The organism is Exiguobacterium sp. s22, from assembly GCF_018617455.1.
In the GTDB taxonomy this organism is placed as follows: Bacteria; Bacillota; Bacilli; order Exiguobacteriales; family Exiguobacteriaceae; genus Exiguobacterium.
The window spans coordinates 669942-683060 of sequence record NZ_JACSKD010000001.1 but is presented as its reverse complement, the minus strand read 5'-3'; the positions used below and the strand labels follow the sequence as shown (position 1 = coordinate 683060).

11 protein-coding genes are annotated in these 13119 nt (G+C 48.0%); 10 read left to right on the top strand and 1 reads right to left on the bottom strand.

Features of this window, described 5'->3' with window-relative positions; all coding sequences use genetic code 11:
* The first annotated feature begins 23 nt into the window (after positions 1 to 23).
* The 5 genes from dxs (at position 24) to spo0A (ending at position 5783) form a co-directional block, all read left to right on the top strand.
* Positions 24 to 1916, top strand: coding sequence for a 1-deoxy-D-xylulose-5-phosphate synthase (gene dxs, locus KNO94_RS03560; RefSeq protein WP_214777533.1), 1893 nt, complete (start codon positions 24 to 26; stop codon positions 1914 to 1916).
* A 6-nt stretch (positions 1917 to 1922) separates the two neighbouring features.
* Complete coding sequence (locus KNO94_RS03555; RefSeq protein ID WP_214741087.1) at positions 1923 to 2738, top strand: TlyA family RNA methyltransferase; 816 nt, start codon at positions 1923 to 1925, stop codon at positions 2736 to 2738.
* A 152-nt stretch (positions 2739 to 2890) separates the two neighbouring features.
* On the top strand, positions 2891 to 3340 hold the full coding sequence (gene ahrC, locus KNO94_RS03550) for a transcriptional regulator AhrC/ArgR (RefSeq protein ID WP_012726567.1): 450 nt from the start codon (positions 2891 to 2893) through the stop codon (positions 3338 to 3340).
* 13 nt (positions 3341 to 3353) lie between these two features.
* On the top strand, positions 3354 to 5051 hold the full coding sequence (gene recN, locus KNO94_RS03545; RefSeq protein WP_214777635.1) for a DNA repair protein RecN: 1698 nt from the start codon (positions 3354 to 3356) through the stop codon (positions 5049 to 5051).
* The gene (spo0A, locus tag KNO94_RS03540) at positions 5052 to 5783 is read left to right on the top strand and encodes a sporulation transcription factor Spo0A (RefSeq protein ID WP_214741083.1); all 732 of its coding nucleotides are present in this window, start codon (positions 5052 to 5054) and stop codon (positions 5781 to 5783) included.
* A 653-nt stretch (positions 5784 to 6436) separates the two neighbouring features.
* On the opposite strand, the gene KNO94_RS03535 is transcribed toward spo0A, so the two are convergent.
* On the bottom strand, positions 6437 to 6685 hold the full coding sequence (locus tag KNO94_RS03535) for a DUF2627 domain-containing protein (protein WP_214741081.1): 249 nt from the start codon (positions 6683 to 6685) through the stop codon (positions 6437 to 6439).
* A 134-nt stretch (positions 6686 to 6819) separates the two neighbouring features.
* Here KNO94_RS03535 and KNO94_RS03530 point away from each other — a divergent pair, with 134 nt between their 5' ends.
* From KNO94_RS03530 to lpdA, 5 genes are all read left to right on the top strand, one after another.
* Positions 6820 to 8457 (top strand): sigma 54-interacting transcriptional regulator, encoded by a 1638-nt coding sequence (locus KNO94_RS03530; protein ID WP_214777531.1) that lies wholly within the window; start codon positions 6820 to 6822, stop codon positions 8455 to 8457.
* A 121-nt stretch (positions 8458 to 8578) separates the two neighbouring features.
* Complete coding sequence (gene yqiS / locus KNO94_RS03525) at positions 8579 to 9475, top strand: phosphate butyryltransferase (protein WP_214777529.1); 897 nt, start codon at positions 8579 to 8581, stop codon at positions 9473 to 9475.
* Between the two features lie 25 nt (positions 9476 to 9500).
* The gene (locus KNO94_RS03520; protein ID WP_214741075.1) at positions 9501 to 10622 is read left to right on the top strand and encodes a Glu/Leu/Phe/Val family dehydrogenase; all 1122 of its coding nucleotides are present in this window, start codon (positions 9501 to 9503) and stop codon (positions 10620 to 10622) included.
* Position 10623: 1 nt separating this feature from the next.
* Positions 10624 to 11715 carry a butyrate kinase gene (buk, locus tag KNO94_RS03515; RefSeq protein WP_214777527.1) on the top strand — a complete coding sequence of 364 codons (1092 nt, stop codon included), beginning with the start codon at positions 10624 to 10626 and terminating at the stop codon, positions 11713 to 11715.
* A complete protein-coding gene (lpdA, locus tag KNO94_RS03510; RefSeq protein WP_214777524.1) occupies positions 11699 to 13108 on the top strand; it encodes a dihydrolipoyl dehydrogenase in 1410 nt (469 codons plus the stop codon). The genes buk and lpdA overlap by 17 nt, the downstream gene beginning before the upstream one ends.
* The last annotated feature ends 11 nt before the right edge of the window (positions 13109 to 13119 follow it).

The window sequence follows — 13119 nt, the reverse complement described above, 5'->3', positions numbered from 1 at the left end:
TGTGAGGAGAAAGGATGGTCATTATGGACTTGACATCCATTCAAGACCCGTCGTTCCTGAAACGGATGTCTGTATCGGAACTCGAATCGCTCGGTTCAGACATTAGACGATTCTTGATTGAAAAATTGGCAGTAACGGGAGGGCACTTGGCGCCAAACTTAGGAGTAGTGGAGTTGACGCTTGCCTTACACCGTGTATTTGACAGTCCGAAAGACCAACTCGTATGGGACGTCGGTCATCAGGCATACGTTCATAAAATTTTAACAGGACGTACGAGCCAGTTTGATACTCTCCGACAATACAATGGGTTATGTGGTTTCCCAAAACGTTGCGAAAGTGAGCATGACGTGTGGGAAACAGGTCATAGTTCGACATCACTCTCTGCCGCGATGGGGATTGCAATCGCGAATGAGTTGAAAGGTCGTTCGAACGATCGAGCTATTGCCATCATCGGAGATGGTGCGTTGACTGGGGGAATGGCACTCGAAGCATTAAATCACATCGGTGCTGAAAAGCAGAACGTCATCGTCATTCTAAATGACAATGAGATGTCGATTGCACCGAACGTTGGAGCCATGCACAACATGCTCGGCCGTATTCGTGCATCACGTAAGCTGAAACATGCGCGTGAAGAGATGGAATCGCTCATCAAACATATCCCACTCGTTGGGAGCTCGCTTGAGCGTAGCGGGGAACGAGTGAAAGATCTGTTGAAGTCTGCCCTCATTCCAGGAACGTTCTTTGAGGAGCTTGGCTTCACTTACTTTGGACCGACAGACGGACACGATTTGAAAGACTTGCTCGAAACGCTTGAGTACGCGAAGAAAATCGACGGTCCGGTTCTCGTTCATGTCATCACGAAAAAAGGGAAAGGTTATCGTCCGGCAGAATTGGACGGTGTCGGAACATGGCACGGCCTTGGACCTTATAAGATTGAATCTGGTGAAGTCATCAAAGGGAAGCCGAAAGGACCAAGCTATTCGAAAGTTGTCGCGGAGACGATCACGAAAGTGGCCGAGTCGGACGAACGGGTGACGCTCATCACACCGGCGATGAGTGTCGGTTCGAAGCTCGATTGCTTTACGAAGAAATTCCCGGAACGTATGTTTGATGTCGGTATCGCTGAACAACATGCGGTCACGCTCGCCGGAGGACAGGCAACACAAGGGTTGAAACCGGTCGTCTCAATCTATTCAACGTTCTTCCAACGGGCATACGATCAACTTGTCCATGACATTTGTCGTCAAAACCTGAACGTCGTGTTCACGATTGACCGCTCTGGTCTTGTTGGAGCAGATGGAGAAACGCATCAAGGGGTGTTCGATATCGCCTTCATGCGTCACGTACCAAACATTCGAATCCTGATGGCGAAAGATGAAGAAGAGTTGCAACAACTCGTTTATTCTGCGCTACGTTATGATGATGGACCGATTGCGATTCGCTTCCCGCGCGGTGAAGGGATTGGTGTACCGATGAGTGAGACACTTCAAGAAATTTCACTCGATGATTGGGAAGTCGAAGCAGAAGGGACAGATGTTGCCATCTTGACGTTCGGTCCTCAAGTGCAAGACGCTCTCGAAGTCCGTGCACGACTAGAAGGAAAGCTCAGCGTGCGCGTGATCAACTGTCGTACCATCAAACCGCTCGACGATACGATGCTGGCGTCACTGTATGCAGAGGGAATCCCGCTCGTTACATTAGAAGAGGCCGCTCTTGCTGGTGGCTTTGGTAGTAGCGTGCTCGAACATGCGAACGAAACCGGTGCTTACCCGCGTGTTCAACGTCTCGGTATTCCGGATCGATATATCGAGCATGGCGGTGTCAACCAGCTCTTAGAAGAGATTGGACTTCGACCAGCCCAAATGGCGGAATCGATTGAACGGTTCGTCATGGAGACAAATCGACAGAATGTGTGAGGGATTATGGAAAAAAGAACGAAAACTAGACTAGATGTATTGCTCGTCGAACGCGGACTTGCTGAAACACGAGAAAAGGCGAAGCGGTCTGTCATGGCCGGTCTCGTCTACAGTGGGACAGAACGCTTGGACAAAGCGGGCGATAAAGTATTTGATGATATCCCGCTAGAAGTCAAGGGACAAGTTCTTCCTTATGTTGGACGCGGCGGCTTGAAACTCGAGAAAGCGCTCGACGTGTTCCCGCTCGACGTCAACGGTCGTGTCGGAATCGATATCGGTTCATCGACAGGTGGGTTCACGGATTGTGCGCTTCAAAACGGTGCGACTCAAATGTATGCGGTCGATGTCGGATACAATCAACTCGCCTGGAAACTACGGAGCGATGATCGTGTCGTCGTCATGGAACGGATGAATTTCCGCCATGCGACGGCCGATCAGTTCCCGATCAAACCAGATTTCGCGACGATTGATGTCTCGTTTATCTCGCTTCGGCTGATGGTGCCACCACTGAAACAAATCTTGAAGCAAGACGGTGTCGTCATGGCACTTGTCAAACCTCAATTTGAGGCCGGTAAAGCCGATGTTGGGAAGAAGGGCATTGTCCGGGACCGTAACGTCCATGAACGAGTAGCGAGCGATATGGTCCGTTACTTCGCATCGGAAGGCTTCTTCGTCGAAGGATTAGACTACTCACCAATCACTGGCGGAGACGGGAACATTGAGTTTCTTCTCTTCGCTCGATATACGGGAGTAGGTGGCGTTGCGCCATCACTGCAAGTCGAAGAGGTCGTAAATGCGGCCCATGCCAAACTGAAGGGATAAGATGTTGCTACAGACCTCGTCGTCTGTAGCTTTTTTTACTTTTCTCTGAGATGGGGAATGGTGGAAATACCACCTGGAATGCTAGACCTTTTTTCGACAATACTTTAGAATGATAATGTGTATGTGAAACGAAAAATGAGGTGTCAGCGCTTATGAACAAAGGACAGCGATTGATTAAAATTCGAGACATCGTGACGAATCGAGAAATCGAGACGCAAGATGAGTTGGTGGATGAGCTACGTCGCTCGGGGTATCCAGTCACACAGGCAACCGTGTCTCGGGATATTAAAGAGTTACATCTGGTCAAAGTCCCATTGAACGATGGACGATATAAGTATAGTCTGCCTGCCGATCAACGCTTTAATCCATACGGGAAAATGAAGCGAATCCTTAGTGACAGCTTCGTCTCGGTCGATTCTGCACAAAATTTGGTCGTCATGAAAGTGCTCCCGGGAAATGCTGATGCAATCGGCGTTTTGATCGATCATTTATCATGGGATGAGTTGATCGGAACGGTTTGTGGAGACGATACGATTTTAATGATTGCACGCGATGAAGAGAAAGCGAAGCAAATCATCGATCGACTACTCGGAATGTTATGAGGTGAACGTACGTATGTTAGCAGAACTATCAATCAAACAGTTTGCGATTATCGACGAATTGAACATTCCGTTTAATCGAGGTATGACTGTGCTCACGGGTGAGACAGGTGCCGGTAAATCGATCTTGTTGGATGCGATTGGATTGCTTGTTGGAGGACGTGGCTCAAGTGAATTCGTGCGATATGGTCAAGATAAAGCTGAAATCGAAGGTCTGTTCATGATTGAACCGGATCACCCGGTCATCGAAGCGGCCGAACAATACGGTATTGATGTCGAGGATGGGACCGTCATCTTACGCCGCGACCTACATAGTAGCGGAAAAAGTGTTTGCCGAGTGAACGGGAAGATGATGCCGCTGTCGACGTTGCGTGAGTTCGGACGACTACTCGTCGATATTCATGGTCAACATGAACATCAACATTTAATGGATCCCGAATTTCACTTAGGAATACTGGATCATTTCGCTGAGAAAAAGGTCGGTCCATTAGTAGAGGAATACCGCACGGCATATACGGCCTGGAAACAAGTCGCCGATGAATTGAAGCGGCTCAGTCAAAGTGAGCAAGAGCTCGCACAGCGAATGGATCTCTTGTCGTTTCAAACGAAAGAAATCGAAGCCGCTGAACTAAAGGCTGGTGAAGAACAGTCATTGACGGAAGAGCGTGATGAATTGGCCAACTTCGAGCGCATTCACCAGCATATCCGTCTCTCGTATGAAGCGGTTGCCGAAGAATCAAACGGACTCGATAAAATCGGTATGGCCATGCGTGAGATGGAAGAGGCGTCACAGCTCTCTTCGTCATTGAATGCCGTATCGGAGACGATCTCCAACGCATATTATTTGTTGGAGGACGCAAAGTTTCAACTTCGTGACCAGTTGGATTCTCTCGAATTCGATCCGATTCGATTGGACGAGATCGAGTCACGATTGGCTTTGTTCCAGCAGTTGAAACGAAAGTATGGAACGACCATCGAGGAGGTCATCGCATACGGGGAACAAGTGTCCAATGAACTGAAATCGATGACGAATCGTGAAGAACATTTACAGACGCTCTCTGATGACCTCGTGCGTTTAGAACAAGTCGCGAAAGAGGCTGGAGGGAGATTGTCTGCAGCACGTAAGTCGGCAGCGGAATCTCTACAGCAAGCGATTCATCGAGAGTTGAAAGAGTTATACATGGAGAAGACGGCGTTCGAGGTCCGTTTCAATCCAACCTCTCTCAAACAAGACGGAATGGATGACGTAGAGTTTTATATGATGACGAACGTTGGAGAACCGTTCAAACCGCTGGCGAAAGTGGCTTCGGGCGGTGAACTTTCTCGTGTCATGCTTGCGCTCAAGTCTATTTTCTCGAGAACGGTCGGCGTGGCCTCGATTATTTTTGATGAGGTCGATACAGGTGTCTCTGGACGTGTCGCACAAGCGATGGGAGAAAAGATATTCCGACTATCTGTCGGCTCTCAAGTGCTTTGTATCACGCACTTGGCACAAGTCGCGGCGATGGCAGATCAACATCTCTATATAACAAAAACTGAAACGAATGAGCGAACCAAAACAAATGTCACGTCTCTCGACCACGAGAGTCGGATTGACGAACTAGGTCGCATGATTGCTGGTGCACAAATGACAGATTTGACGAAGCAACACGTGGAAGAGTTACTCGAGATGTCACAGCAAGTAAAACAGAAGTTCATCAAAGGAGTGTCATAAGTGATTACATTATGTATTGCGGACGACAATCGAGAAATCGTCGATTTGTTGAGCCGACAACTAGAATCTGAGCCTGATCTTCGTGTCGTGGGTACCGCGCACGATGGGGAAGCGTGCTTGGATGTCGTCAAGACACACCAACCGGATGTACTCTTACTCGATATAATCATGCCGCATTTGGATGGGATCGGAGTATTACAACGCCTGAATGAAGAATTAGGTGATGAGAAACCGGAAGTGATCATGTTGAGTGCGTTCGGAAAAGATGAAGTGACGAAACAGGCCGTACAACTTGGTGCCTCTTACTTCCTCGTCAAACCGTTCAACATCCAACAGCTATTAACAAAAATCCGTGAGTTGTCAGAAGGAACAAATCGAGAATTCGATGGGATGACACCTGAAGAAATTGAAATCTCACTACTGCTTCAACAACTTGGAATCTCTCCGCGAATTAAAGGGTTCAAGTATATTCGTCAAGCGGTCATTTACGTGCGAGAGCGCCAAGACTTGCTCGGTTTGATCACGAAAGAATTGTATCCGATGGTGGCGAAGGAGCATGAGACGACTTCGTCACGTGTGGAACGTGCGATGCGTCATGCAATCAAGACGGCGTGGGATAACGGTATGCGCGATCATGAGATGTTTGAGGGGCGACCGGAACGGGAGCGGAGTCCGAAAAACTCGGAATTCATCTCATACTTTGTTACCTATCTTTCATTTAAAAGTAGTTAAATCATTTCCTGAGGACTAAGTCAAAAACGACTTAGTCCTTTTTGTGAATCAATCAGTAAAAGATTTATTCACTTTAAGAAAGAAAGCGCTTGCAAAACGGCTGGCTTTTGTTATAATAAAGGTGTACCAAGTTACTTGGACAAGCGTCAGATGAACGCTTTTCAAACGTGTTCCGGAGCAGTGTTTGAAGAAGAAAATCATCTCGGTTCGCTATCCGATCATAGCTCAGAGGTGGGAACGACACCTCAAGTCGTTAATGTCCCGACGTGAGGTCGCGACAGTCGCTCATTCGCGAGACGATTCTATCATCAGCTCGAAGCTAGGGGTTGATATAGGAAAAACAAATCGTTCAGTTAACCAAAAGGAGTGTTGTCAACCGTTGAACAGTTTATGGCAAGCGTTCGACTTCACGATGGATGGTTGGACATGATCCGATAATTAAACCGTTAGTAACTCGGATGGATTTGTTCCGTTCACGCAAGACGGCAGTTACTAAAGTTCTTTCATACTTCTTCATTAAGAAGACATTGGATATCATGTCAAAGTAAGTGATGTAGTTGGAAAGGAGATCATCCGTAGTGATCACAATTCAATACGAATAAAAGGTTCCGCACTTGAAATGAAGTCAAGTTAGGGAACCTTTTTTTGTGTGCTTATGAGTCGAATCGTTGAACTTTTCCTGTTTTTTTGTCGCGGTTGAAAATATAACCGGCTACAAATCCGATCCCGCCCATGGCGAGCAGAAGTCCAAACGTCCCCTGCAACATGGAGGCGGCAGCGAGTGAATCAATCCATGTAAACGGTGCGCTCGTCTTCAAAAAGAAGCTGTCGCGTAGCAATTTGATTCCGTATACACCTAATAATCCAGGGACGATTAAGATTAGAAGCGCAATGAAACGCATGCAATCTCCTCCTTTACCATACATTATTTTAACAGAAATCACTATGTTCCACACGGTCTATTTTTGGGCGGCTTGCGCATCAGGTTAGGATTCAGTAGCATGAAATAGAGAAGAAAGATGATGGGGGAATACGTATGAATAAACGATTGATGATTGTGGGGGCAGGAAAAGGGGGAACCGAGGTCCTTCATATGCTGATGGATTCACCGCTCGCGACGATTGTTGCGGTCGTAGATTCTGACGCATCTGCCGAAGGAATCGCCCTTGCTAAAAGTTATGGCATATCTGTGACGGACGATTGGAAACAGTATGCTGACGCAACATTAGATTTTGTCATCGAAACGACCGGGCAGCATCAGACGTTCGAACAGTTAAAAGATCATTTCAAGGATGCGGTCGTCTTACCAGGGGAATTCATCCGTATCGTCGTCGAGCGATTGAAACAGAACCAACAGATGCTTGAAGCGATTATCGAATGCACGAGCGAAGCGATTTCAGTGGCGGATCATCATGGAAACACCATTTTGATCAATCCATCCTATACACGATTGACAGGGTTCAAAAAAGAGGACGTCGTCGACAAACCGGCAACAGCAGATATTGGGATGCAGGAGAGTGTCCATTTGAAAGTATTATCTACTGGCCAGGGGGTTCGGGATATCCGGATGCAAATCGGGGCGACACGACGGGATATTCTTGTGAACGCGGAACCGATCATCGTGGAAGGAAAGTTACGAGGTTCGGTTGGTGTCATCCGTGACGTGTCACAGATTCGTGCCCTTCGCGATGAACTACAAGAGGCGCGAACGCGCATTCGAAATTTAGAGGCCAAATACCAGTTTGCCGATATCATTGCGACGAGTGATGCGATGCGATTTGTCATCGAGCAAGCAAAACTTGCCGCTGTGACCCCGGTGACGGTATTGATTCGTGGAGAATCGGGAACAGGAAAAGAACTGTTCGCACACGCCATACACGGGGAGTCTCCTCGTAAATTTAAAAAATTCATTCGCGTGAACTGTGCGGCCATCTCACCGACCCTTCTTGAAAGTGAACTATTCGGATATGAAGACGGTGCCTTTAGTGGAGCCAAGCGTGGTGGAAAGACCGGTTATTTCGAAGAGGCGGACGGTGGTTCACTCTTTCTTGACGAGATTGGGGAGTTACCTCTAGATGTCCAAGTAAAGCTGTTGCGTGTCTTGCAAGAAAATGAAATCGTTCGCGTCGGTGGTACGACGGCAATCCCAATCGATGTCCGCATCATTGCCGCGACAAATGCTGACCTTGAACAAAAAGTGGCGGACGGTACGTTCCGAGAAGATTTATATTACCGCATTAATCGCATGCCGATTCATATTCCGCCTCTTCGAGAGCGATTAAACGAACTTGAAGCACTATGTGAACGCATCATCCGTAAACTGAATCAAGAATATGGGCGCAGTGTGCGCGGTGTTGATGAAGATGCCTTGTCTTTACTGAAGAGCCAACATTGGAAAGGGAACGTACGAGAACTTGAGAATGTGATTGGACGGGCGATGATCTATATGGCGAGTTTCGAACAGTGGATCGCACCTCACCATTTACAGTTATCGAATCGTTCGACGAGCCAAAAAGTTGTCGAGTCCGGTACATTTCATGAGGCGGTTGCGAAGTACGAACGTGATTTAATCGAACGAACGATTGAAGAAGCGGATGGGAACAAGTCTGAAGCAGCCCGACGCTTAAAGATTTCGATTCGAACACTGTACAATAAAATAGGGACCACGCAATAATGTGCATGAAATTTTATGCATACAAAGAAAATAATTGCATGGTTATTAACGTTATAAAGCGCTTACAATTTAGGAAAGAAACTTGCTTATGTTATAGTGTAGAGTGCAAGGGGGGACAATGATGAATTTTGAACGGATGCTGACGAATGCGAAACAGCTAGAAGGCTGTACCGTATCAATCGCGGGGGCAGCGGACGAAGAAGTCATTCGCGCCGTTAAACTCGCTACGGATCATGGATTATCACGCTTTATTTTATTTGGTGAATCCCGAGAAATCCGAAGATTATGTGAACAGCATGGAATCGATGAGTCAGCCATTGATATTTTACACGCAAAAGGTGACGCTGAGATTGCTCGACGTGCCGCACTAGCTGTAAAAAACAAAGAGGCGGACGTGCTCATGAAGGGGATGGTGTCGACTTCGACATTTATGAAGGCCGTCCTCAACCGAGAAGCTGGACTTCGTACGAAACAAACGCTCAGCCATATCGCATTATTCCAAATCCCGAATCGAGAAAAATTGATCGGGGTGACGGATGCGGCGATCCATATCGCGCCAACGTTAGAAGAGAAAGTCGAAATCATTCACAACGCAGTGGAAGCGATGCATGACATTGGTTACGCATCACCGAAAGTAGCCGCCATCGGAGCGGTAGAAGTCGTCAATCCGCAAATGAACGCGACACTCGATGCCGCGTTACTCAGTCAGATGAACCGGCGAGGACAAATCAAAGGTTGTGTCGTGGACGGACCGCTCGCGCTTGATAATGCAGTCGACATGGTCGCTGCAAAACAAAAGGGCATCAACAGCGAAGTTGCCGGTCAAGCCGATTTATTAGTCGTACCTTACATAGAGGTCGGCAACGTCCTTTATAAATCAATCATGTATTTCGCAGAGGCGAGCGTAGCGGCGATTGTCGTCGGCGCATCTGCCCCTGTTGTATTGACAAGTCGTGCCGATACTGCCGAGGCGAAGCTGTATTCTCTAGCGTTCGCTTTGTTGCATGCCAAAAACTAATCTTACTTAACAGGAGGAATTAATCATGATGGAAACAAACACAGAGCCACGCTTCCGTATTTTTGATGTCTTACAATCTGAGGACTACGAACAAATCGTATTTTGCCAAGACCAAGCGTCTGGCTTAAAAGCGATTATTGCGATTCATGATACAACACTCGGACCAGCTCTCGGAGGTCTCCGTATGTGGAACTATGAATCTGAAGAAGAGGCACTCACGGATGTACTGCGTCTCGCAAAAGGGATGACATATAAAAACGCGGCAGCGGGTCTCAATCTTGGAGGCGGGAAAGCTGTCATCATCGGAAACGCGAAAACGGATAAGTCAGAGGCACTCTTCCGTGCGTTCGGACGATACGTTCAATCGCTCAGTGGTCGTTACATCACGGCTGAAGATGTGAATACAACAGTTGCCGACATGGACTTCATTCACATGGAAACGGATTACGTAACGGGCGTAAGTCCTGCATTCGGTTCAAGTGGTAACCCATCACCAGTAACAGCATATGGCGTCTACCGCGGGATGAAAGCCGCTGCGAAATGGAAATTCGGAACAGATTCACTCGCAGGGAAGACGGTTGCCGTACAGGGTGTCGGAAACGTAGCCTATAACTTATGCCGCCACCTCCACGAAGAAGGGGCACATTTGATTGTGACAGATATTAACGAAGAAGCGCTCAAACGTGCAGAAGCAGACTTTGGGGCGACGGTCGTCAAGCCAGATGAGATTTACGCGGTCGAATGTGACATTTTCGCGCCATGTGCTCTTGGTGCCGTCATCAATGACAAAACGATCCCACAATTGAAAGCACAAATCGTTGCCGGTGCTGCGAATAACCAATTGGCAGAAGATCGTCACGGAGACGTGCTCGACGAAAATGGAATCCTATACGCACCAGACTTCGTCATCAATGCCGGTGGAGTCATCAACGTCGCAGACGAACTTGAAGGCTACAACCGTGAGCGGGCAATGAAGAAAGTCGAACTCATCTACGACAACATGATGCGCGTCTTTGAAATCGCAGAACGCGATGGTGTACCGACACACGTTGCTGCCGATAAGATGGCGGAAGAGCGGATTCACATGATGTCGCGTTCACGTAGTCAGTTCCTTAAAGTTGAAAAAAGCATTCTAGGGAGACGCTAAGATGACAAAACGGCTAATTCTTGCAATCAACCCAGGGTCGACCTCGACGAAAGTTGGATTGTTTGATGGGAAGGAAGAAGTGATGACACGTACGGTCCGACATGCGATCGACGTGACAGGTCTCACACTTCCAGAGCAGTTGCCTCATCGTGAGCAAGAAGTACGCGCCTTGTTAGAAGAGACGGACATCGCGGTCAATGATTTGACCGCGATCGTCGGTCGTGGTGGCTTGCTTGCACCGATGACATCAGGAACTTATACCGTCAACGATCTCATGCGTGAAGATTTGACGAGCGGAAGATTCGGTATGCATGCGTCTAACTTTGGTGGATTGATCGCATCCAAAATAGGCGAGCAAGAGGGGATCCCGAGTTTCATTGTCGACCCGGTCGTGGTCGATGAGATGGATGAGTTGGCTCGAAAAACCGGCATTCCTGAAATCAATCGTCGCAGTATTTTCCATGCCCTCAACCAAAAGGCGGTCGCCAAACGTTTTGCAACCGAAAATGGAAGCGATTACAATGAGCTGAATTTGATTGTTGCTCATTTAGGTGGTGGAATTACGGTCGGTGCTCATCAGCATGGACGCGTCGTCGATGTGAACAACGGACTTGACGGTGATGGACCGCTTGCCCCAGAACGAGCAGGTTCAATTCCTGTTGGACAGGTAGTAGAACTATGTTATAGTACCAGGTATAAAGAATCGGAAATGAAAAAGAAAATTGTCGGTCAAGGTGGATTGTTCGCACACCTCGGTACTTTCGATGCCATTGAGATTGAGCAACGGATGGAGTCGGGAGACGAAGAGTCGAGACTCCTTTATGAGACGATGGCTTACCGTGTCGCTCAAGAGATTTCAAAACACGGTGCGACGCTCTTAGGTCGAGTAGATGCCATCTTGCTAACGGGCGGGATTGCCTATTCTGACTGGCTGACTGAAAAAATTAAAGAGCGTGTCTCATTTCTTGCGCCGGTCTATGTTTATCCAGGTGAAGATGAATTGAAAGCGTTGGCAGAAGGTGCGCTTCGTGTCATCGAGAAGGAAGAGACCGCACGAGTTTATGAGGGGGATACACATGGCACGAGAATTTGATGTTGTCGTCATCGGTGGAGGACCAGGAGGATACGTGGCTGCAATCAAGGCGGCACAGGCTGGTAAATCTGTTGCAATCGTCGAGTCGAGAAAATTAGGCGGCACCTGCTTACATAGAGGATGCATCCCTACGAAAGCTCTTTTAAAGGCTGCCCATGTCTATCAAACTGCGAAACAGGGAGCTACGTATGGTGTAGAAACGGGAGATGTGACGTTCAACATGGAACGGGCTCAGACATATAAACGTGATCTTGTAGCTGGTCTTGAAAAAGGAATTGAACACTTGATGAAACAAGGAAAGATTGAAGTGTTTCGTGGGAAAGCCTCAATCCTTGGACCAAGTATCTTCTCACCACAACCAGGGACCGTATCAGTTGAAGATGAACGCGGTGAGTCAGAACTGATTTTGCCGAATCAATTGATTATCGCCACGGGTTCGATTCCACGTGAACTTCCTGGATTGCCGTTTGATCACGAACGAATCTTGAACTCAGACGACCTTCTCAATTTTGAAACACTTCCTGAATCGATTGCGATTGTGGGTGGCGGTGTCATCGGAGTGGAATGGGCATCGATGCTCGTCGATTTAGATGTGAACGTGACGTTGATCGAAGTAGGAGATCGATTGCTTCCACTTGAGGACAAGGCGGTCTCCCGTGAAGTAGAGCGTTTATTGAAAAAGCGTGGTGTGCGTGTGAAGAAGAGCGTGACGGTCGACGCTGAAAGAACATTGATTCACGAAAATGCAGTGGAGCTTGCTGTCGGGGAAGAAATGTTACAAGTTGACTGTGTCCTCGTCTCGGTTGGCCGAGTTGCCAATACGAAAGATTTGGGTCTTCAAAACACGTCCATCGTCGTAGAGAACGGGATCATTCAAGTCGATAGTCAATATCGCACGAAAGAACGTCATATCTTCGCAATCGGTGATTGCATCGGGAAGTTACAACTTGCTCACGTTGCATCTGCAGAAGGTGTGAAAGCGGTCGAAACGATTCTTGGACTTGAACCAACACCACTTGATTACGCGCTCATCCCGCGTTGTGTATACAGCGTCCCTGAAGTCGCTTCGGTCGGCTTAACGGAAGAAGCGGCAAAAGATGCCGGACATGATGTGAAGACGGGAACGTATCGATTTAACGGACTCGGGAAAGCGCGAATCGAAGGACAAGCCGACGGATTCGTGAAACTCGTTTCGGACAAAGAAACAGATGACCTTCTCGGTGTTCATATCGTCGGACCGAAAGCGACTGAACTCATCACAGAAGGTGGACTTGCGCTCGTCTTGAACGCGACGGCTTGGGAAATGGGACAACTCGTGCACCCACACCCTGCGTTAAGCGAAGCCTTCCAAGAAGCGGCACTGGCCGTTGATGGATTACCGATTCACGCCTAAGGAGGAACAAG